The sequence below is a fragment of the Candidatus Nitrospira salsa genome (assembly GCF_965152625.1).
Genome location: NZ_CBCUCO010000002.1, coordinates 118,771 through 140,066, shown reverse-complemented (window position 1 = coordinate 140,066; position 21,296 = coordinate 118,771). Strand labels below are relative to the sequence as shown.

At 46.8% G+C, this 21,296-nt stretch carries 19 protein-coding genes; all 19 read right to left on the bottom strand.

The genetic code is table 11. From position 1 onward, the window contains the following. Positions 1-245: 245 nt before the first annotated feature. The gene (locus ACWQXP_RS02515; RefSeq protein WP_454061263.1) at positions 246-2,534 is read right to left on the bottom strand and encodes a sensor histidine kinase; all 2,289 of its coding nucleotides are present in this window, start codon (positions 2,532-2,534) and stop codon (positions 246-248) included. 172 nt (positions 2,535-2,706) lie between these two features. After that, a complete protein-coding gene (locus ACWQXP_RS02510) occupies positions 2,707-3,654 on the bottom strand; it encodes a response regulator (protein WP_454061262.1) in 948 nt (315 codons plus the stop codon). Between the two features lie 142 nt (positions 3,655-3,796). Further along, complete coding sequence (locus tag ACWQXP_RS02505; RefSeq protein WP_454061261.1) at positions 3,797-5,023, bottom strand: PP2C family protein-serine/threonine phosphatase; 1,227 nt, start codon at positions 5,021-5,023, stop codon at positions 3,797-3,799. A gap of 209 nt (positions 5,024-5,232) precedes the next feature. Then, positions 5,233-6,012 carry a sigma-70 family RNA polymerase sigma factor gene (locus ACWQXP_RS02500; RefSeq protein ID WP_454061260.1) on the bottom strand — a complete coding sequence of 260 codons (780 nt, stop codon included), beginning with the start codon at positions 6,010-6,012 and terminating at the stop codon, positions 5,233-5,235. After that, entirely contained in the window at positions 6,009-6,950 is a 942-nt protein-coding gene (locus ACWQXP_RS02495; protein WP_454061259.1) for a MinD/ParA family protein, read from the bottom strand. The genes ACWQXP_RS02500 and ACWQXP_RS02495 overlap by 4 nt, the downstream gene beginning before the upstream one ends. Continuing rightward, positions 6,947-8,287, bottom strand: a complete 1,341-nt coding sequence (gene flhF / locus ACWQXP_RS02490) for a flagellar biosynthesis protein FlhF (protein WP_454061258.1) — start codon at positions 8,285-8,287, stop codon at positions 6,947-6,949. The genes ACWQXP_RS02495 and flhF overlap by 4 nt, the downstream gene beginning before the upstream one ends. Next, positions 8,268-10,340: a flagellar biosynthesis protein FlhA gene (flhA, locus tag ACWQXP_RS02485; RefSeq protein ID WP_454061257.1), complete on the bottom strand. Its 2,073-nt coding sequence runs from the start codon at positions 10,338-10,340 to the stop codon at positions 8,268-8,270. Before flhA ends, flhF begins: the two co-directional genes overlap by 20 nt. A 44-nt stretch (positions 10,341-10,384) precedes the next feature. Further along, positions 10,385-11,464 (bottom strand): flagellar biosynthesis protein FlhB, encoded by a 1,080-nt coding sequence (gene flhB / locus ACWQXP_RS02480; RefSeq protein ID WP_454061256.1) that lies wholly within the window; start codon positions 11,462-11,464, stop codon positions 10,385-10,387. Then, positions 11,457-12,242, bottom strand: coding sequence for a flagellar biosynthetic protein FliR (fliR, locus tag ACWQXP_RS02475; RefSeq protein WP_454061255.1), 786 nt, complete (start codon positions 12,240-12,242; stop codon positions 11,457-11,459). The genes flhB and fliR overlap by 8 nt, the downstream gene beginning before the upstream one ends. A 142-nt stretch (positions 12,243-12,384) precedes the next feature. Then, on the bottom strand, positions 12,385-12,654 hold the full coding sequence (fliQ, locus tag ACWQXP_RS02470; protein ID WP_454061254.1) for a flagellar biosynthesis protein FliQ: 270 nt from the start codon (positions 12,652-12,654) through the stop codon (positions 12,385-12,387). Between the two features lie 87 nt (positions 12,655-12,741). Next, positions 12,742-13,536: a flagellar type III secretion system pore protein FliP gene (gene fliP, locus ACWQXP_RS02465; RefSeq protein WP_454061253.1), complete on the bottom strand. Its 795-nt coding sequence runs from the start codon at positions 13,534-13,536 to the stop codon at positions 12,742-12,744. A gap of 19 nt (positions 13,537-13,555) precedes the next feature. Then, positions 13,556-13,963: a flagellar biosynthetic protein FliO gene (locus tag ACWQXP_RS02460; RefSeq protein WP_454061252.1), complete on the bottom strand. Its 408-nt coding sequence runs from the start codon at positions 13,961-13,963 to the stop codon at positions 13,556-13,558. A 90-nt stretch (positions 13,964-14,053) separates the two neighbouring features. After that, positions 14,054-14,482 (bottom strand): flagellar motor switch protein FliN, encoded by a 429-nt coding sequence (fliN, locus tag ACWQXP_RS02455; RefSeq protein WP_454061251.1) that lies wholly within the window; start codon positions 14,480-14,482, stop codon positions 14,054-14,056. A gap of 48 nt (positions 14,483-14,530) precedes the next feature. Further along, entirely contained in the window at positions 14,531-15,514 is a 984-nt protein-coding gene (gene fliM, locus ACWQXP_RS02450; protein WP_454061250.1) for a flagellar motor switch protein FliM, read from the bottom strand. 97 nt (positions 15,515-15,611) lie between these two features. After that, positions 15,612-16,115: a flagellar basal body-associated FliL family protein gene (locus tag ACWQXP_RS02445; RefSeq protein WP_454061249.1), complete on the bottom strand. Its 504-nt coding sequence runs from the start codon at positions 16,113-16,115 to the stop codon at positions 15,612-15,614. Positions 16,116-16,971: 856 nt separating this feature from the next. Beyond that, a complete protein-coding gene (locus tag ACWQXP_RS02440) occupies positions 16,972-18,306 on the bottom strand; it encodes a flagellar hook protein FlgE (protein WP_454061248.1) in 1,335 nt (444 codons plus the stop codon). A gap of 53 nt (positions 18,307-18,359) precedes the next feature. Continuing rightward, the gene (locus tag ACWQXP_RS02435) at positions 18,360-19,034 is read right to left on the bottom strand and encodes a flagellar hook assembly protein FlgD (RefSeq protein ID WP_454061247.1); all 675 of its coding nucleotides are present in this window, start codon (positions 19,032-19,034) and stop codon (positions 18,360-18,362) included. Between the two features lie 61 nt (positions 19,035-19,095). Next, on the bottom strand, positions 19,096-20,517 hold the full coding sequence (locus tag ACWQXP_RS02430) for a hypothetical protein (RefSeq protein WP_454061246.1): 1,422 nt from the start codon (positions 20,515-20,517) through the stop codon (positions 19,096-19,098). 38 nt (positions 20,518-20,555) lie between these two features. Continuing rightward, positions 20,556-21,167: a hypothetical protein gene (locus ACWQXP_RS02425; RefSeq protein WP_454061245.1), complete on the bottom strand. Its 612-nt coding sequence runs from the start codon at positions 21,165-21,167 to the stop codon at positions 20,556-20,558. Between the last annotated feature and the right edge of the window lie 129 nt (positions 21,168-21,296).

The following is a 21,296-nucleotide window of genomic DNA, read 5'->3' as shown; positions in this document are numbered from 1 at the left end:
TCGCATGCAGAAAGATTGTGCAGAGGAAAGATCTCGAATATCCCCGACTTCCAGTACTTTTGGACTTGATTATTGATCGAAGATTATTCCACTGTGGGATTCGACGTTTCATCAAAACTCAACTGAATTCTGTTACGTATTTTTGGTTACTTTATTCAATTCAAGGAAATTATCGGTATTTACACCTGAGACTTAAGATGATTTATGCAAGGTTTCCTTTCCATCAAGGGAAAAAACTCTTTTCCTTATGCCACAGGCGTCAATTCCTCGGGAGGGACTGAACTGTTGAATCCCACCTGACATGGATTGAGAGGTATCGTAAAATGAAAAACCGCACCACCTTCAGAATGGTTCTCTGCCCAAATGACGCCACCGTGTCCCTGAATAATCTCATGGCAGATAGAAAGTCCTAATCCTGTCCCCCCTGCACCAGTTTGGGTTGAGCTACTTTGCACAAATTTGTCAAAAATCGTCGCTAATTCATATTCAGGTATTCCGGGACCAGCGTCCCGGATTGTCACTTTCAAACCAGGAACATAGGTGTCGTCAGAATTTCGACGTCCATGACGCACACGAATTGGATCGCACGACACACGGACTCGGCTTCCCGATGGACTAAATTTGATGGCATTCGACACAAGATTCCACAGCACTTGGGTGATTCGATCTGAATCAGCCACAATGGTCGTCACCTCTGGATCCTGAATAATGTTCAACTGCATACCTTTGGCCTGTAACAATGGTTCCATTTGACGTTGAAGTGAAAGGCACAGCGCTGTTATGTCCACATCTTGAAATGTTAATGACATCTTGCCCGCCTCGAGCTTTGAAAGGTCTAAAAGGTCATTTACGAGCGATAACAGACGATTTCCACTTTCTTTAATCTGCGAGAGATAGGACAAAATTTTCTCGGGAGGTGCACGGTCATATCGTTCCACACCAAGCGATGCAAAGCTGAGAATCGCGTGCATGGGGGTTCGCAATTCATGCGACATATTGGCTAAAAATGTAGATTTCGCCGCATTGGCCTTCTCGGCAGTCTCTTTAGCTTCTTGCAGACCACAGGTACGCTCTCGAACGAGTTCTTCTAAATTCGCGAGATGATGCTCCTGGACTCGTTCTCCTTGCTTTCGTTCAGTGATATCAAGAATACCAATTAAAACCTTTGGTGCATGACTCTCGTCCTTCGGGTAATTCCATTCTTTGGCCTCCAGTCGATTCATTCGTATTTCGATTGGGAATTTCGAACCATCCTTCCGCAGTCCGACCAGCTCCTTGGGACGCTCCGGCAACAGGTCTTGCCACCACGTTTTCTCGACAAGTTCGGCTTGATCCGTTAGCATTTGATCTTGTTTCGGAATAAGGTTTTCAATTGATGTTCGAAGTAATTCACGTTGTGAATATTGAAAGATTTGCTCTGCCACATGATTCATGAGCTCGATGCGGCCATCTTCAGTCACCACAATCATGGCCACAGGAGACGCTTCAACGATAGACTGCGACTCATCAGCCACCCGTTGAATTTCTCGATTAATATCCTTTTCATTTTTATGGGCTTTCTGAAACTGTTGACGACTCCACAGTAAAATCACTAAGAGCGGAAACAGAAATGATAATCCTAGCCACAGCAACTTCTGCTGTAAGTCTCTCGCTGGTGCCAACACGTCTCCAACATCTTGGCGAAGTAGCACTCCCCACTTGAACCCCTGGAACTCCTCCAGGCCAGTCAATTGTGCATAGCCAGTCAAGATCTCGACATCTAGCCGATGATCGGGTTCAAGAAGAAAACCTGACTTTCCACGACTCACAGCCAACGCTGAAGGTTGACTCAATTGACGAACATTCACTGTTCCGTCTTCTCCATCAATAGAATCAACCAAGACGACTCCGTCATGGCGCAACAACTGCCACTCAAACTTTGCTCTTTGAGACGTGTGCTGAAGCAACACATCCAATTGCCTTTTAAATTCAGCAGTCAGATACAGCAATGGCACAGACGTAAACACCATGCCACGCCTCTGGGCATTATCACCTTGCGTCAAAAGTGGAGCACCGATCATCACCGCCAGCGTATTCGGTGACCATTTCCAATACGATGCATCGTCCATCTGAATTGTTCCGCTTTGACGAATTGCCCTAAAAAGAGAACTCTGACTAATATTGACACCGACCAATGAGTCATTTGTGCTTGCAATGATTCGCCCATCACGATCCGTGACGCCAATCAATTCATAGGCGCGACCATACGAACTTTGGACATCCCGCAAAATCCTCGTGATAGACGGGGCATGTCCACTTCCAAGATCCTTCCTTGAAGACATGACTCTCACATCGCCGTACCGTTCAAATAAGATACGATCGATGCGCTTTCCTAAGGCCGCAGCTGTCGTGGCTAAGACTTTCCCTCCCTGTTCTATCCTATCGGTTTTGATCCAATACCCGGCCATGACACACAGCAACACGATCACACAGATCAACACCATACTAATGACGGTAAACCACCCTATTGTTCGTGGTAAAAGAGAGGTCATCATATACATGTCTTTGTAAACATTGCGTTGAATGAATATATGGTTTTCTTTCGTCAACCCATCAGATTATTGCCAAGTATGAACCGTAGAGCCCTTTATGTTCTCGGCACTCATGTCGCGACTATCATTTCGCTTTAGATCGTTTTCGTCAGAAACACGGTTAGTCTGTCTGAAACTAAGAAGGAATCGCTGATGAAGCAAAGGATGGAACGTGGTTGTGCTTCGTCTGATGAGGACAGGGTGGAGTACGGATGACACAGAGAACTTCATTCCCGGATCCACGATAATGAAGCTGATCAAAACACAACGCTTTCGCCATCGCAATGCCGCGACCATGACTGGCCAAAGCCAGATTTGGACTAAAATTTTCGTATTGAGTCCAATCAAATCCCTCCCCTTGGTCAATAATCACCATATGTATTTCTTCCTCATACCGTTGAAACGTCACTTCGACAAACTTCTTCATGTTTTCAGGCCGAGCGAGGCGACGATGAATTTCTTCCTCCCACTCCTCTGCATCTTGCAACTGCGTTTTTTCGTCATAGGAAATACCGAGATTGCCATGCTCGATCGCATTCATGAGTAAATCATTCAACCCCATCACTATCCGCTCTGGATCTGGACAGGCATTCGCTAGAAGAACGGACAGGTTGTGGACATCTTCCAGCGTCTGTATGCGAAACGTCCCCGTCTGCATATTTCGAACTGACCGTGACTGTCGAAGTAAATCATTTTGCACTTCACGAAGTTTCACCGCCTTCCGAATGGCTGAGGCCACAATCGCTAGTAACATCGCCCGATCGAAAGGTTTGGTTAGATAATAGAAAGCGCCGGCCTCAATGCCTTCTTGCACCTCGTAGACTGCGCCTGCTGCGGTTTGCATGATGACAGGAATGTCTTTTAATTTCTCATGCGCCATCATCCGATTCAACACCGTCAAACCATCTAACTTCGGCATCATTCGATCAAGGAGTACGGCATAAAATGAGTCACCTTCCGCTTCTAGGAGTGCCCAGGCTTCTTCACCGTCGTGCGCTTCAACGAGTGAATACCCTTCTTCTTCTAAATACTCTCGTAAAATTTGAAGATTGACGGAATCGTCATCTACAAGTAAGAGACGCATAGATTGTTATCCTGTTTTTGTGGCACACAACATAAACGATGACAAATCGAGTCATAAAAGATCGTTCATCGGTTTTCTAATCAATGACAATTTTGTGATCTAACGGCGATTCGCATTCTCCACATCTCTCGATCGCGAGAACTTATTCAATTTCTATCGCGACCAAGGCGACATCGTCACTAAAGATTTTCTGCTTTTGCCAGGCTTGACTTTGTTGAATGACCCAATCAATCGCTCGACTCATGGGTTTTCCATGAACGGCTCGACAAGCCGCTTCTAAGCCATCCCGGTCCCATAATTTCTCATCAGGGGACATCACTTCATAGATCCCATCGCTGAACAGATAGAGACGGTCTCCAGACTTGAGGGAGTATTCCTGACTTTCGTACAACTCTTTTAATCCAAACCCTACCGGCCAGGTTTTGACACCTAATGTGTCGGAGACTTTTCCCGACCTCGTCACAATGGCCCCAGGATGACCGGCTGAAGCATAACGAAGCTGTAACGAGGGCAAATGTAGACTTCCCACCCAAATGGTAAAATATTCCCCTTGATCCGTTAATGGATTTTCTCGATTCAGACGTTCGACAATTTCGCCTGGATCATAGGACGGATGTTGCCGGGCGATATGTTCATCACGAAACATCATCGCGAGTGATACCGCGCGGAGCGCCGGGCCAATTCCATGACCAGACATATCAAGGATCATCAACCCGAGATGTTCTTCACCCCAAGGAGTCACTTGAAACAAATCACCCCCTAAACGCGAACAAGGTAAATACTGCCAGCCCACCTGTACGTTTGGGACAGGGCTCCCTCGTGCGGGCAATAATGAAATGACAAACTCTCCGGCTGATTGAAGCTCAGTATCCAACTCAGCCTGTTGCTGGGAAATGACTTTATGAGAATGTGCTAACTTCTTAATAAGATGACAGGTTCGTAAGCCGGCTTTCACTCGAGCATTCAGCTCTTCCTCCGTGGCGGCCTTGGTCAAAAAATCATCTGCACCACGGATTAATCCCTCGGCAATCTGTGCAGGCTGATCCAGTGCCGTCATTAAAATAATATAGATGGAATGAAATCGTTCATCCGACTTCACAGCCTCACACAGCGCCGGACCATCCATCTCTGGCATCATCCAATCGGAAATAATCAAATCAACAGATTCAGATTCTAATAGTGTCAATGCTTGACGCCCATTTTCTGCTTCAATGAGATGATAACCTAGGCGCTCAAGTCGTCGTTTGGTCACCATCCGCACAACCTTTTCATCTTCAACGAGCAAAATGGTGCGTCTCTGTTCTCCTTCAAGACTGGAAACGTCGGAAACAAACTGTTCGAGGGCATGGGGAATTTCTGGCGTAGACATAGCGGACAACCTCCTGAGATCTATGGATTCTCTTCGGTTTGGCAATTCGAAAACTTCAAATGTCTACGTCGTATCCGTGAATGAGACGGCCAGTGGTTCCAGTCTCTGCCCTAACGGGTAAAAGATCTGTTTCAAGAGGAAACTGACTGAGATGGTATGGAGAAAGTGAAGAAAAATTTATGAAGAGGGACAAACGAAACACAACGTCATTACCGCGACATCCGATTATGAAGATACGCTTTAAGACGTATCATCGCTTGTGCATGTAATTGACAGATACGGGACTCGGTGACACTAAGAGTTGCTCCAATTTCCTTCATCGTTAATTCTTCAAAATAATACAGCGTCAACACCAAACGCTGCCGCTCTGGAAGACGGTCGATCGCTTCGGCTAAGACTTTTCTCGTATCTTCGGAAAGAAGCGACTCGAGCGGATTAGGATGATCGCGATCAGCTAACGCATCCAGAATGGGGTGAGAGTCATCATCATGACTTCCCAAATCTTCTAGGCTCAGCACCACCGATCCTTTAGCTTGCAACAGGGTCTCATCAACTTCTTCTGCCTCAATCCCTAATTCATTGGCTAACTCAGCCTCCGTCGGTGGACGACCTTTCCGTTTGGTATATTCATTCGCGGCATGTTGAATTTTGCCAATACGCTCCCGCATCGACCGAGGAACCCAATCCATGGCACGAATTTCATCTAACATCGCCCCTCGAATACGAAACTCGGCATACGTTCGAAACTTAATTTCGCGTGACGGATCAAATTTAGTAATTGCGTCAAGTAAGCCAACGGTGCCAGCACTGATCAAATCCTCAACATTCAATCCGCTTGACACCCGGATAGCCAACCGTAACGCCATATACTTGATGACCGGCACAAAGTCTTGGATGAGTTGTTCCCGCTCATCCCCCTCCAATATCATTTTTGACGGAATAGGTTTCTTGGTGGTCACTGGTGTTTTTTCAACAATTGCACGCTTCATGCTATTTTCCCCATTTCTTCATGTAGCGGACCAAGACCCGCGGCCCCAAACAATTGGTATCCTCCTCTCAGAGGATGCTCCTGCTTCCATTGCCCCACCTCTGTACCAACTCTGGTGAAGGCTCGACTCGCGGTCGATCTCGGAAAAGCCACAATCACTGGACGTTGTTGTGAGACCGCAAGGGGGACACAGTCATCAAAAGGAATACATCCAACATAATCCAATGAAACATTGAGAAACCGATCAGTCACTAAACTTAACTTTCGAAAGACGTCTTTACCTTCCATAGGCTTTCGGACCATATTCACCAGAAGTCGAAACCGCCGTTGTTGATGCCGAGTTGACAGGACTTTGATGAGCGCATAGGCATCCGTGAGAGAACTCGGCTCTGGAGTGACCACGATTAGCGTGTCATGAGCCACGATGCTAAAATAGAGCACATTGGCCGATATACCTGCCGCACAATCAATGAAGAGCAGATCCGGAGGTTGTTCCAATTGAAGAAAACCTGTTTGAAGCAATAGTTGCTGTTCATACGTTAAATTCGATAATTCTTGTATGCCTGAAGCAGCAGGCAGAATACGAATGCCTTCCGGCCCTTTTACCATGACATCCTCTAATGTCCGATCGCCATTGAGAACATCTTCAATCGTATGCGTGGGAGCCAGCCCCAAGAGAATATCAACATTGCCTAATGCCAAGTCTGCATCCAAGACCAGAACTTCTCGGCGCTGCCGGGCGCAAGCGACCGCTAAGTTGATTACCACATTGGTTTTTCCAACTCCGCCTTTCCCTGAGCTCACCGCAACCACTTGTACCGGACGATGTTGAGGAAGGTCAGGTTGCAACACCGCTCTCAAGCCACTGGCTTGATCCACGACTGGCGGCTGTCGACGTTTTATACTTGGAATCATTGGTTGGGGCGTCTGATCAATCACGAAGAAGCTCCTAACACTGTGGAATGTTCCACAGGCTGTTGTTGAGGGTGAACACTTACCAGATCAACAACACGTCTACCAGTGGCGACTTCTAAATCCTCTGGCACACGTTGTCCCATCGAGACATAGGAAAGCGGTAGTCCGGTATAGTGCAACAGATTGAACAATTTTCCGAGGTGCGCAACTTCGTCGAGTTTGGTGAACAACAATCGGTGAATGGGAATGGTTCGATATTGCTGGATCACATCATGAAGAACCGATTCGGTTGTTGGCGCGGCTAACACCAAATGAGTCTCAATCTTGAGTTGTTGCTGAGCAATAGCTTTCAGCTCTTCCTGCCCTGTGCGATCTCGTGGACTTCGTCCCGAGGTGTCAATGAGAATCAATTCAGCTTCTTGATGCCGATTGATACAGGCCGTAAGATCACGGGGAGACATGGCCACTTCTAAGGGAATTTTCAGGATCTTCGCAAAAACTCTAAGTTGTTCAACTGCAGCGACACGATAGGTATCGAGCGTAATGAGTACGGTCTTTCGAGGCTGCTCCGCTTGTGTCGCCCAACTGGCAAGCTTAGCCACCGTCGTCGTCTTCCCCACTCCCGTTGGCCCAACCAACATCACCACTTGCTGAATACCTTTAGTCGGATGGAGTGATCCAGATACTGAAATCGATTGTTCCATCCGTTCTCGTAAAATCTCTGATACCGCGTCGCGATCGTCAAGACGTGATGTTCCAAGCGTTTCGGCGACAGCCCGCAACAATTCATGAGCTAACGGCGGTTGAATCCCTTGCGCGATCAGTCGTTCATACTCGACAGTCAAACCACCCGGTAAGGCATCGACCTGCTTCCGCATACGATCTCCCAAAGCTTCTCCGACAATAATCCGAAGCCCTTCGAGTTCTTGTCGTAGCGGTCCTACAACCGATTCGGGATCCTCTCGCTCTGCTCGCAATCGTTGCAATTCCTCACGAACGGCTGTGAGTTGTTCCGTAAAGGGATCTAACAGAGTTGCCATTTGCAACTGATCTTCAAACGTATTTCGTGGCTTTGACGCAGAAAGAGGTTCACTCTGCGGAGGAGGACTGACGGTTTTGACATCCATAGATTGTTCCGTCTGACGAATCCGGTCAAGAATGCCTGTTTCGATCAGTTTTTGCTTTTTCCCGCGATCGACCGCTGCCGTCACTTCAACGACTGGTTGACTCAACAATCCAAATAACCCGCCACCTTTATGAATGCGACGCGTCGAGACAATCACGGCATCCGGACCCAGCTCAGCTTTAACAGATTGCAGAGCTCCTTGTAATGTCAGTGCTTCAAACCGTTTCAGCTTCATGTGGCAACCTCACAACTTCGATGGCTTGAATTTTAGCTTTCCCATCAATTTCATTTGGCGAAAGGACCGCTAATGTTTGTAGACCAGGAGATACCATTTTATACATATAACTCCGTATGGCCTGAGAACATAAGACAATGGGTTGATATCCTTGACTCACGGTGCGCTCAATGGCTTTCTTGATCGATTCGATCAATTGGCTCATGAGTGATGGCGAAAATCCGGCCACACCTCCATGTCCCGGACTGATAGACTCCACCAGCCGTCGATCCAGCATGGGATCCAAACTAATGACATGGACCATACCCTCTGGGGTGGCATATTGATTCGTAATCGTTCTAGATAAATTTTGCCGGGCATATTCTGTCAACAAATCTGGATCTTTTGTCTGGGAGGCATAATCTGCCACCGACTCTAATATCGTTCGCAAATCACGAATTGAAACACGTTCACGTAAGAGATTACGGAGTATTCTCACCACAGCTCCTAAAGAGATTTGAGTCGGAATGAGGTCATCCACGACTTTCGGGTACACCTTGGCAAGATTATCCAGCAAGTTCTGGACCTCTTGACGACCAAGGATTTCATGCCCACTGGCACGAATGATTTCTGTCAGATGTGTCGCAATGACGGCCGCGCCATCAACAACCGTATAGCCATCCATCTGAGCGCGTTCTTTATCTTGAGGAGTTATCCATATTGCAGGCAAACCAAAACACGGATCTTTCCCCGGTTTCCCCTCTATGCCTTTTTTGGCCGAACCTGGATTAATTGCAAGAAGATGCCGCGGCAGAAGTTCGCCTTTCGCCACCTGTATTCCCTTTAACAAGACACTATATTCATGTGGTTTTAATTGGAGATTGTCTCGAATATGAACCGATGGAACGACGAAACCCAAATCTTGTGCCGTTTGTCGGCGGATTGCTCGCACACGATCAAGAAGTTCGCCCCCTTGTGCGGTATCGACTAACGAAACCAACCCATATCCCACATGCAATTCAAGTAAGTCCGGCGGTGTCACCGTTTCGATAGATTCGGTCTCTGGAGTTGGCGGTTTTTTGGCGTCGGCTGTTGTGAGTTTTGGCGTTTCTTCCTCCGTCGTCTTTTTGTGCCATAAAACATAGGCCAGCCCTCCCGCTAACCCACCCAAGGACAAAAACGCCAAATGCGGAAGGCCAGGAATAATCCCGAGAAACACAAAGATTCCCGATACAACGGCAATGAGATGTGGGTTAAAGAGAATCTGATCAGTCAGGTCACGCCCTAAACTCGTCTTGGTACTTACACGTGTAATAATAATACCGGCAGCCGTCGACATAATGAGTGCCGGCACTTGAGCCACAACCGCATCGCCTACGGTTAACAGCGTAAACGTCTGGGCCGCTTGCATGATCGACATCCCATGCTCCAACACTCCAATTGAGAGTCCCCCAACAATATTGATAAAAATAATCAGTAAGGCCGCGACCGCATCGCCTCGAACAAACTTACTTGACCCATCCATGGATCCATAGAAATCGGCTTCTTGTGAGATGAGTTCCCGACGCTTCCTGGCTTCAGTTTCATCAATAATCCCGGCATTCAGATCGGCATCAATGCTCATTTGCCGCCCAGGCATGGCATCTAAGGTAAATCGTGCAGCCACTTCAGCGATACGTCCTGCACCTTTGGTAATCACGACAAAGTTAATGATCACCAGAATAGAAAAAACGACGAGCCCGACTGCAAAGTTTCCCCCGACCACAAAGTCTCCGAATGCACGGATCACCTCTCCTGCAGCCTCTGTACCCTCATGACCATTCAACAAAATGACACGAGTTGAGGCAATATTGAGAGCGAGACGAAATAATGTCCCCAGAAGAAGCACCGCAGGAAACACCGAAAAGTCTGCTGGACGACCGGCATGCATAGTCACCAAGAGCACTAGAATGGCCATAACCAGACTAAAGGAAAGAAACAAATCCAGGAGGAGTGAGGGAAGCGGTAATAGCATAATCAGGAGAATACCCACCACCCCAATGGGGAGAAGCATATCCCCGTAATGCGAGGGCATCAGTTGCTCCTTGAGTGACTTGCTATCAAATGCCATTGTTGTCCTTATCCGGCCTGGTCATGGCCTTGTCGCAGCCGATAGACATACGCTAAGACTTCCGCTGCCGCACGGTAGAGATCTCCCGGAATCACGTCTCCCACTTTCACCATCCGATAGAGTCCGCGAGCCAAACTACGATTTTCAATAATGGGCACACCCGCATGGCGAGCAATCTTTTTAATATTTTCCGCTAATACACCGGCACCTTTTGCCACGACTGACGGAGAATCCATGGTCGCCGAGTCATATCGTAACGCCACGGCAATATGAGTCGGGTTGGTAATAATCACATCGGCTTGCGGGACGGCCTGCATCATGCGTTGTCGTGCCCGTTCCCGTTGTAAACTCATTCGTCGAGAACGAACTTGTGGGTCACCTTCAACATCTTTCGATTCATCTTTGGTCTCTTGCTTCGTCATTTTCAAATCTTCGGTCGTTTGCCAGCGCTGATAGATAAAATCGATAATCGCCAACACCAACATCACGGCACCAACCCAGAAAATAATTTGAAGAGCCAGTTCCCAGGTCGTCGTTAACGAATCTCCAAGACTGACAATTTGCAATTGCGTGAGTGTTTTCATATTCGGGGAGACAATGGCGTAGACAATCGACGCAATCAATCCAACTTTCAACAACGACTTAACCAGTTCAACGACTCCACGAAGAGAGAAAATTTTCTTGAGTCCATTCACCGGATTAAGCTTTGATATTTTTGGCTGTAAGCCACTCTCGATCCACAGAGGACCGGTCTGCATGACTAAGGCCGTCACGCCAAGAGCCACAATGATCAATGCAAACGGCAAAAGCGGCAAGAAGGCTTGCCCCACAATCATCTGGACATAGTCATGAATAGATTCGGGGGTAATCTGATAAGTCCCAATCATTTCAAACCACTGTTGACTGTTCAGTTGAAGTTGTCGCCACGCTGTGGGAGCCCACAACGAAATCATGCCAGCGCCACCGAACAAAACAACAATTGGGGCCAACTCTTTGGTCGTGGCCACTTGCCCCTTGCGGCGTGCGTCCTCAAGACGCTTGCCACTCGGTTGTTCTGATTTTTCTTGGCCTTCTTTATTTTCAGCCACGACCCAACTCCTTCAGAATATCCCACAGCACGGCTTCCATTCCCAGTATGGACTGTTGAAGGATCAGCGCCATGAGTGGGAGCCCGAAACCCAACACCAGAAGACCCATAGAAATCGTAATGGGAAAACTTGTGATCAAGACATTCATTTGAGGGACTAAGCGTCCCAAAATTCCCAACGTCAAATGAATCAAAAATGTCGCCGCAATCACCGGGAAGGCTAATTTCAGCCCGGTGAACATCATCTCCTGTATGAGTTGAATCATGTCGACCATGAGAGGCACCTGTAACTGAGCTCCAAATGGTGGAATTAAGTTAAAACTACTGCCTAACGCCAACAAGATCAGGTGATGACCGTCGAGTTGGAAATACAACAGGGTGGCGATGACGGTCAGGAGTTGTCCAAATACGGGGGTCTGAAGTTGTGTCGCTGGGTCCACAGCTTGAGCAAACCCGAAACCCACTTGAAACCCCATCACCTGCCCTGCAAATTCTACCGAGGCCATGAGTAATCGCGTGGTTAGTCCTAAGGTGAATCCGACTAATAACTCTGCGGTCAACCCCATTAAGAGGGTGAGTGGCTCCAGCCAGTTCGGTTCAAAATGAATCTTCACGATGGGAGTGAGAAGAATGGCAATACCGGCCGCCATCGTGACTTTGATTCGAGTGGGAACATTTCGACCGCCTAGAAGTGGCAACGCAGACAAAATAGCGGCCGTCCGTACAAGAACGACAATAAAACTCCAGAGTTCTTGAACCGCAAATTCAAAGTTGATCATCTCAGATCAAACATCACAAACCCAATGCCGGACAATATGAGAACGACAGGCCGAAGGTACACGAACATTTCTAATTGTCATTTGGGTTTCACGTTCATCATCTTTCATCTTGGCTATTCCTCTCATTAACAAATCATTACATTCACCGTGCAAAATCAGGGATTTGCGTCCACACTGATAACATGAACCCTAAAATAGTTTGTAAAATCCAAGGAAACCCAACCAAGACAACGAGAAACACCGTGACGATTTTCGGCACGAACGTGAGGGTCGCTTCGTTAATTTGGGTCATCGCTTGAAACGCACTGACCATCAGCCCGACCACGAGGCTCAGCCCAAGCATTGGCCCGGCAACGAGGAGAATCGTTTGAATCGCGGATGTCCCAATGTCAAGTACTCCTTCTGGCGTCATAACTCTGTTGGTCTTAAGAATGGTTAAGAAAGAATCGGGGCCGAATCTTTCAGTTCTGACACGTCACACGGTCTCGCTGACACATGTTTATTGAAAACTCTTCATCAAGGAACCAATAATGAGAAACCAGCCATCCGCTAATACAAACAAAACAAGTTTAAATGGTAAGGAAATCATGACTGGGGGAAGCAGCATCATCCCCATCGACATGAGAATGCTCGCCACGATCATATCGATAACTAAAAATGGAACATAAATAAGAAATCCTATTTGAAATGCTGTCCGAAGTTCACTGGTCACAAAAGCCGGAATGAGCACATGCAAGGGGACATCTTTTGGTCCTTCAAGTTTTTCGATCTGAGCCATTTCCACGAATAACGTCAGATCCTTTTCACGAACCTGACGCAGCATAAACTCTCGAATCGGTGCGATCGCTCGTTCCATCGCCACCTCCTGTTCGACTTGCTGCTCTAAATAGGGATTAATGGCCTGAACACGTATCTCTTCCCACACAGGCATCATGATGAACATGGTCATAAACAACGCCAGACCAATGATGACTTGATTGGGAGGTGCATGCATCGTACCCATGGCCTGGCGCAGCAAACCCAACACGATGACTAAGCGGGTGAAAGAGGTTAACAACGTCAACAGCGCTGGAGCCAAAGACAGCACTGTGAGCAAAACAAGAATTTTAATCCCGATCGTATAAGGTTCGGCCCCCTCTCCCCCCGATAATTGAAAACTTAAGAGCGGATCTTGCTTGACCTGTGCGTACACATTCGTTCCCACTGACATCATTCCAATGCAACTCAACCCCAGGAAACTCTTGGAGACATTCAGCTTACGATAGATTGAGAGAATATTTCGGATATCATTCATCGTGATAGTTGGGAATACATCAAATAGACGAGCACGGTCGAGTCCCTGGCTCGGGGTTATCCTGTATCGGAGTAGAGACATGACTTACCCGTTTCCACAAGCCTAGAGTGGATAGTCCAAGCCCCTCAATTGGATTACTAGAAGTCGTTCGAAGCTGTTCAATCTGATCCTTATTGGTCACCCGTGATAACAATGTCAAATCACGTGTAGTCGTCCCGAGCACGAGGATTTCTCCTGCCACCTCCACAAGCATAATCGCCTTGCCTTGACCTAATCGAAGGCCGCCAAGCAGTCGAAGCATCGACTTACTCAAATGGCCGGGTGATTCACCCATCACACGCTTCAAGAAATACATACCACCAAGAAGTAAGGTAATGACGACTGCGAGAGCCCCTGCCATTTTTAATGCTTGATCAGCTAGATCCATGCAAAACCTCGTTACCGGTTCTCCACAACTCGACGTGTTGTTCGCACCTCATAATCAACATGTTCAATTGCCTATGTGATGTCGCAAGGTTCAAGAGAGATTATTCACACGTTCCGTTTGGCTCACCACATCCGTTAATCGGATACCAAACTTTTCATTCACCATGACCACTTCACCCCGTGCCACAAGTTTTTCATTGACTAAGACTTCCAACGGTTCACCTGCCAACTTATCCAACTCAACCACAGAACCCGGCCCCAATTGAAGAAGCTCTTTGATCAACATTTTTGCACTTCCAAGTTGTGCGGAAATGACTAAGGGTATATCCAGGATTCGATCGAGACTTGCATCCATATGCTCATCCATTTCTGATGCGGGCATCACTCCGGTCGTTGGAGGACTCGGAGATGATGACGGCACTTGTGCCGCTTCTGCTTCAGCCATGGCCTTTGCCATTTCCGCTTCTGCATCCATGTCTGGATCGAAAGACTCTTCACTCTCTGGGTTCTCTTCACTCATACCAGGAATTCCTTTTTATGACATGTGGCTGAACATGCGACATCAACGTTACTCTTTCGGTGTGATCATTGATCTAATCTGAAATGATTGCGACGCTTTGGTCGTACCTGGAAATCCATAAAATTTTGGAACACCTTCAATTGTTCCAATCAGGGGTTCATCTGTGGGTTGTTCTAAGACAATGACATCGCCTGCCGAAAAGTTCATCAAGTCTTCAACCGAGATTCTTGTCGATCCTAAATGCACCGACATCGTCACCGACGTTTCTCGAAGACGTTCAGAGAATCGATTGACCCAACCTTGATCGACTTCATAAAAATCACTCTGAAAGCTCACTTGCAGACGTTCACGAAGCGGTTCCATCATGGCATAGGGAATACAAAGATGAAGATCACCGACAGCGTCACCTAACTCGATTCCGATTGTAATCACAATGACAATATCCGATGGAAGGACGATCGAAGCCAGTTGCGGATTCATTTCCGACCGGACAGCTTTGATATTCACTTTATGCACCGGTTCCCATGCCTTTTCTAGATTCGCCAATCCCATCAACATAACTTTTCGCATAATACGTTGTTCGATTAACGTAAAATCCTGACCTTCCGGTTTGACATGCGTCTGACCTGCTCCCCCAAAAAAATGATCAACCAGTAAATACACGGTCGCGGCATCAGTCGCGGCCATCGCATACCCGCGCAATGGTTCCATCGAGATCACTTGTAAATACGCGGGGACAGGTAATCGACGAGTAAATTCACTGAATTTCAACACGGATTGATTGGTCACCGTCACTTCAATCGTCTTTCGTAACACCTCACCTAACGACAACCTGAAGAGACGTGAAAATTGCTGGTGAATCACGTCAAGTGTGGGCATACGCCCACGAACAATCCACTCTTGATTTCCGAGATCATATGGAACAGGACCTTCTTGTGGCTCCTCGGGTTCAGGGGAAGAGTCTTCGACTTCCCCACCCGTCACACCTCGAAGGAGGGCATCAACTTCATCCTGAGATAAAATGTTTTCCATAATGACTCATTCAGGGGAACATATTAAGATCGACAAGGCCTCCTCACACAACCCTTAAGCATCCATAGCGTACGACTTGAATCATCGTGACCATTCGTTACTGAATGACAAAATCTGTGAAAAAGACATTGGAGATCTCGCCTTTATTCATGACCCCATTTGCACGTGAAAGAATTTCATCTCGGACCCGACGTTTCCCATTCGTCGTGCGTAGCAAGTGAGAATCTTTACTCGAAAGTAAGACCAATAACGCATCGCGAATCGCGGGGACTTTGACTGGGTAATCTGTCTGTTCTTCAGGACGGTCTAACTCGAGCTTAATGGAAATCTTTAAATATCGTAGCTCTTCTCGATCTGCCAGATTCAACACAAAGGGTTCAAGTTCAACAATAGGTCCAGGCTCATCTCCATGTGCTTCACCGGAATCTTTCTCATGTTTTTTTTCAGTCTTATGTGTCTCTTCTTCACCAGAGCCCATCATAAACCATGCCGCACCACCACCAGCTCCTAACACGGCTATTGCAAGAATAATGAGGATCATCAGTTTTTTACTTGATCCTCCCCCACCTCCCGACTCATCAGCTTTTTGGTCCTCGGCCATGGCGACCCCTCACTAACAGATGACTATTTTCTGTGACTTTCCCATTCCCTAAAGTCAGCAACGTTCATGCCAAGGATTTTCAAGAAGTGATGTTTCGTTCTCAGAATCGTGATGATGACACGACAAGAAAGAAGTAAAAACTGATAGTTTTCAATGGGAAACGATAGTTAAATAACACTTCAGACCTTTTACGCTCATACGGGTTTTCAAAAAATAATCCTTTAATACCTCGGCTCAACAAGGCAAATCTGTCAATTTCGACAGCAAAAAGCAGCGATCTCTGACACTTGAACACCTGTAATCAAAGTAACGAGAAGAGTGGGACATCAATGTAAACTGCTCTTCACTTCGGCTTCAATACTCAACAACCGTGTTCAAGAACACCTGTAATCAAAGTAACGAGAAGAGTGGGACATCAATGTAAACTGCTCTTCACTTCGGCTTCAATACTCAACAACCGTGTTCAAGAACACCTGTAATCAAAGCAACGAGAAGAGTGGGACATCAATGTAAACTGCTCTTCAATTCGGCTTCAATACTCAACAACCGTGTTCAAGAACACCTCTAATCAAAATCTCAGAAGCTACAAAACCTCATCAAGATTACTTGCAATAGCCTTCAGACTACCAACTATCATATTCAAAATACCGATCAAAACAACAAAAGCAATAGAACACCCAAATGGATATCAAACTATCAGAAGTAATCTGCGAGGATGAGTGAGAATAAGTCTAGGCAAGAACTAGGCAGGTATAAGCGTTCAAAACAGAAACTGATCACCGAAACACCGTAAGAAGTGAGACGCCAAAAGAAAGGAGAGTCCCTCCTCGAACGTCTCACTTCTTACTGATCACCGTTATCGTGATAAATTCACAAGTTCTCCAAGGAGCGTATCTGTCGTCGTGATGATTCGTGCATTGGCTTGAAACCCTCGTTGCATCGTGATCATATTCACCAATTCATCACCCAGGTCAACGTTAGACGATTCCAGAGTATTGGCAAAGATTTGCCCAAACCCACCCGTCGTAGGTTGGCCATTTAATGGATCACCGGAATCGGCACTTTCCAGAAATAGGTTTCGACCAATTGGTTGCAATCCATCAGGATTACTAAATCGAGTGAGCAACACTTGGCCAATGGCTCTCGTTGTTCCATTGGAAAATCGACCTAAAAGGACTCCATCTTCTCCAATGGATGTGCCAGCTAAGGTTCCATTGGCAAACCCATTTTGATCTTGGGTCAGAATCACAGAACTCCCTCCCTGTTGGAGCATTCCATCAGTTCCTGAACCACTATTCGTCGTCACACTGGTACCGAAATCATAACTCAGGTCGGCAGCAGCGATATCCGCCGCTCCATTCGTGAAGGTCAATCCAGTTCCTGGCGCTGCATTATAATATGTCACCGCTCCTTCAGTATCTAATAAACCTCCATTCGTAAAACCCAGCGTTCCTGTTGCTATGAGCTCACTATTTCCATCAGCAGATGTTGAGGCCGGCACTACGGTAAATTCTGAGGCATTTCCCACAATATTATATTGCCAAGCATTGTTTGCTGTCTTGTTAAAGTACATGGTCACGTCATGACCAAATCCAAGTGAATCGTAGAGTACAAACCCGGTACTAAATGCCGAAGTAGTGATAGGATCATCAATATCGAAAGTTGATATAGCAGCTCCAGCGCTGAGATTTCCCGACATATTCACCTCTGACGTCACCGTTCCAACTTCTTGCGTCGTAGTTAAGACAAGGTCTCCGATCCCACCCGTAATCACACCATCATCATCCACTTGATAGCCTTGCAATATGAGGCCTGAGGGATTCACAACGTTCCCTAATGCGTCAGTGCCAAACTGCCCAGCCCGCGTATAAAAACTATCTCCATTGTCGTCCTTCACGTGAAAGAATCCGTCGCCATCGATGGCCAAATCTAAAGCATTGGGCGTCGTTTGCAATGAGCCTTGACTAAAGCTCGGATCAATCCCTAAGACCCGCACCCCTCGACCTTCGACCAACGAATTCGTCGTGCCTCCACCGCCAAACGAGGCTCCGAACAGATCACCAAAGGAGACTGTTCGAGTTTTATAACCCGTCGTTTGCGCATTCGCGATATTGTTACCTATTTCACTCAAGGCTCGACTTGTCGCATTGATCCCACTCGTTGCTGTAAAAAATGCTGAGGTAATACCCATACGCGTTAACTCCTTCTACGATAAGAATGAAACATGATTCATATATAAACGCATTACAGAGCTTGAACAGACAAGATGTCATTCGATAACAATGTTTTTCCACTCCCAAGCGTAATGAGGGGTTGCTCTTCACTGATCATCACACTTTTGACGATATCACGCATGAACGTCGTCGCCAGTACTTCTTTACCCTCTGGATTGATCGCTTTCGGAAGAAAACTATACGTCCCAGCTTCAACACGATCACCATTCTGATCGTTCCCGTCCCAGATAATCTGATGAGGACCAGCCTCTTGCGAACCGAGATTATTGAATCGTCGAATCACTCCTCCATTTTCATTCAAGACGTCAATCTGTACCGTTCTTGCATTTTCTTCTAGGACATACGACAACGTCGCGTCTCCTGTTGACGGTAACGACAGGACATTCCCTTGCGCGCTGATTTCCCGACCAATCAGATTCACTAAATCCATTTTTGACTGTTGGGAACTTTGACCAATAAGACTTTCCAAGTTTTCATTGATATTGGTGGTTTGCTCTAACGACGTAAACTGTGCCAACTGTGCAATGAAATCTTCATTTTCGACGGGATTTGTGGGATCCTGACTTTCTAATTGAGATACAAGTAAACGCAGAAAAACATCACGCCCTAATTCTTGAACATTCTCAGCCGTAATGGAATTCACTGGGCGAGGCGGCGTCTCTAACAGTGGTGTGATTGCATCCATGTATCAGTTCTCCTTCTATCAACTATAATCTTGAGTACCGTTGTCTTTGTGACATGTGTACTTAGGCCACCATATGCCATCCTCGACCTTGCGGCATGGGTATTCGAGGATTGCCCATTTCATGTGAGCCTGTAGAATTTCCTACATTTTCTAAGATTCGGCCCTCATTGCCAGCCTCTCTAAAACTCTCATGCCCAGGTTGTTCGTCTAAGTGTTGGTTCTCTTCATGCACCTCAAATTCCTCTAATTCCATATCTGCTCGTCCAAGCTGATCCTCTAAACTTTGTACATTTTGGGACGCCAGTGCACGTAGAACGGGGTTATCAAGAAGGACTCCAGCATACACCTGTCGTTGCGCAACACCCACATCCACCTGTACTCGTGAGGCTTCGGATAATTGCACATCAATTTGTAAACGGTGCGGCACCGCGGTATTCAGTAACTGAAGTCGCTCATCAAAGCTTCCACCTTTGGCAACCATCTGCCCTTGACTAGCCGACATCAGATTACTGGAGGTCGAATCAAAGAACTGACCTTGCCCTGTACCGGTATGATGACCAAACGGTAAACCGGTTCCCGAATGCCCTGATTGACTTTCCGTACCTTGAGACGTACCAAGTGATCCAATCAGTTTGCTCTCACTTTCCACTCGAGTTAGACCATGAGTCAGTTCATCGTGTGAAGCCGGAAGCCGTGTCCCGCCTGTAAGAGTTTCTACAATCGTCTGAGGATTCACACCGGTTCCTTCAACCGTAGGAACAAGCCGTTGAGCATCGAGATTAGGGTTGGTCAATGCCGTAGCCGCAGAGACAGAAGAAGGACGTGCATCAAGAACAGACTGAGAAAGTTCATTCAATAGAGGTCGCACCCGCAATTCCCCACCGTCGACGCCTTGGGACACAGCTCCCGCGTTCTCATTCAAACGTGCTAGATTTTGGACAGAAATAGATAAGTCAGAGCTTGGCTCTGCAATCTGACGAACTATGCTTTCTTGTATCGATGAACCAATCTGTCCTGCGGTGGACCCGAGACTGTGTAAGCGATTAAGAATGCCTTGAATTTGCTCAACGACAGCTTGGCCATCTCCCTGAATGCCAGCCTTCACAGACGTATTCCTGTAGGATTGAAGAACATCTAAGGAATGTTGAATTGGTAGTCCATTCACTGAACCTGCCGATACTAACTGAAACGAAAACGTCCCATGATGTTCGGTCAGGATCAATCCGTGAGAAGCCAGTTCATCGAGAATTTCCTGATCATTGAAAATGGGTTCAAAGAAGAGCGACTGGTCCTCAAAAGGCAGGAGCGACGACTGTTCATTCTCCTGCAACACCTGTTGAGTGTCACCCAACACATCAGAAAACGTAACTTGCCCATCACCTTGCCCGGAAGGTTCAATCGCTGAACCGCTCATTCCTGACTCTGGATTCCCCAACGTAACAGCTTGGGGATTCGGAATGATGGGAAGGAATGGACTTGTCATCGTTCTTTCATACCTATACTCATCAAACACATTGTCAGTTACTTTTTGGCCGATCTATGAAAATTTCGCAAGCCGTGTGAAAGCGCTGCCGCTTTTTCAGGATTCACTCCAGCCAATACCACCGCCGCTTTCTTACTTTTGATTCCAGAGAGAATTTCCAAGGCTAACCCTTCATCCATTTTCTCAATCCTGAGCGCCGCTTCTTCCGGGTCCATAGCCCCATAGACTTTGACTAAATGCTCCAATGACGGATCGTCTTTCGGTTCTTGAATTTCTTTTCCATCAAGTATTGCAGCCTTGTTCTTTAATCGTTCAGCTTCTTTTGCTTGACGCTCAGCTAATGCCTCAACATCACGTTGAAGTCCCTCTAATCGTGCTTCTTTTTGCTGCAAACGCTGTTCCCGCTCTTCAAGATCCTGAATTCGATTTTGAAGTTGTTGAACAAGCGATGTTTCTTCGCTGACTTCTTCATTCGGCTCTATGGATTCAACGCTTTGATTTTCCTGAGAAGTTTCCTCAGTCACTTGATGTTCTTCACCCACTGAGTAGGAAACCGAAACTACCGCAGTTCCCCCCAGGACCATCACAACAACCCACCAAGGAAGAATTAAAGAACGCGGCATTTTTTTTCTACCAGGCGAATTTTGCATAGTCGCTACTCCTGCTCTTGCCTATACGGTCTAAATTTGAACCCAGTAGGTCCTGTCACGATCCCGCTGGAGCCTGGGCGAATTTTGCATAGTCGCTACTCCTGCTCTTGCCTATACGGTCTAAATTTG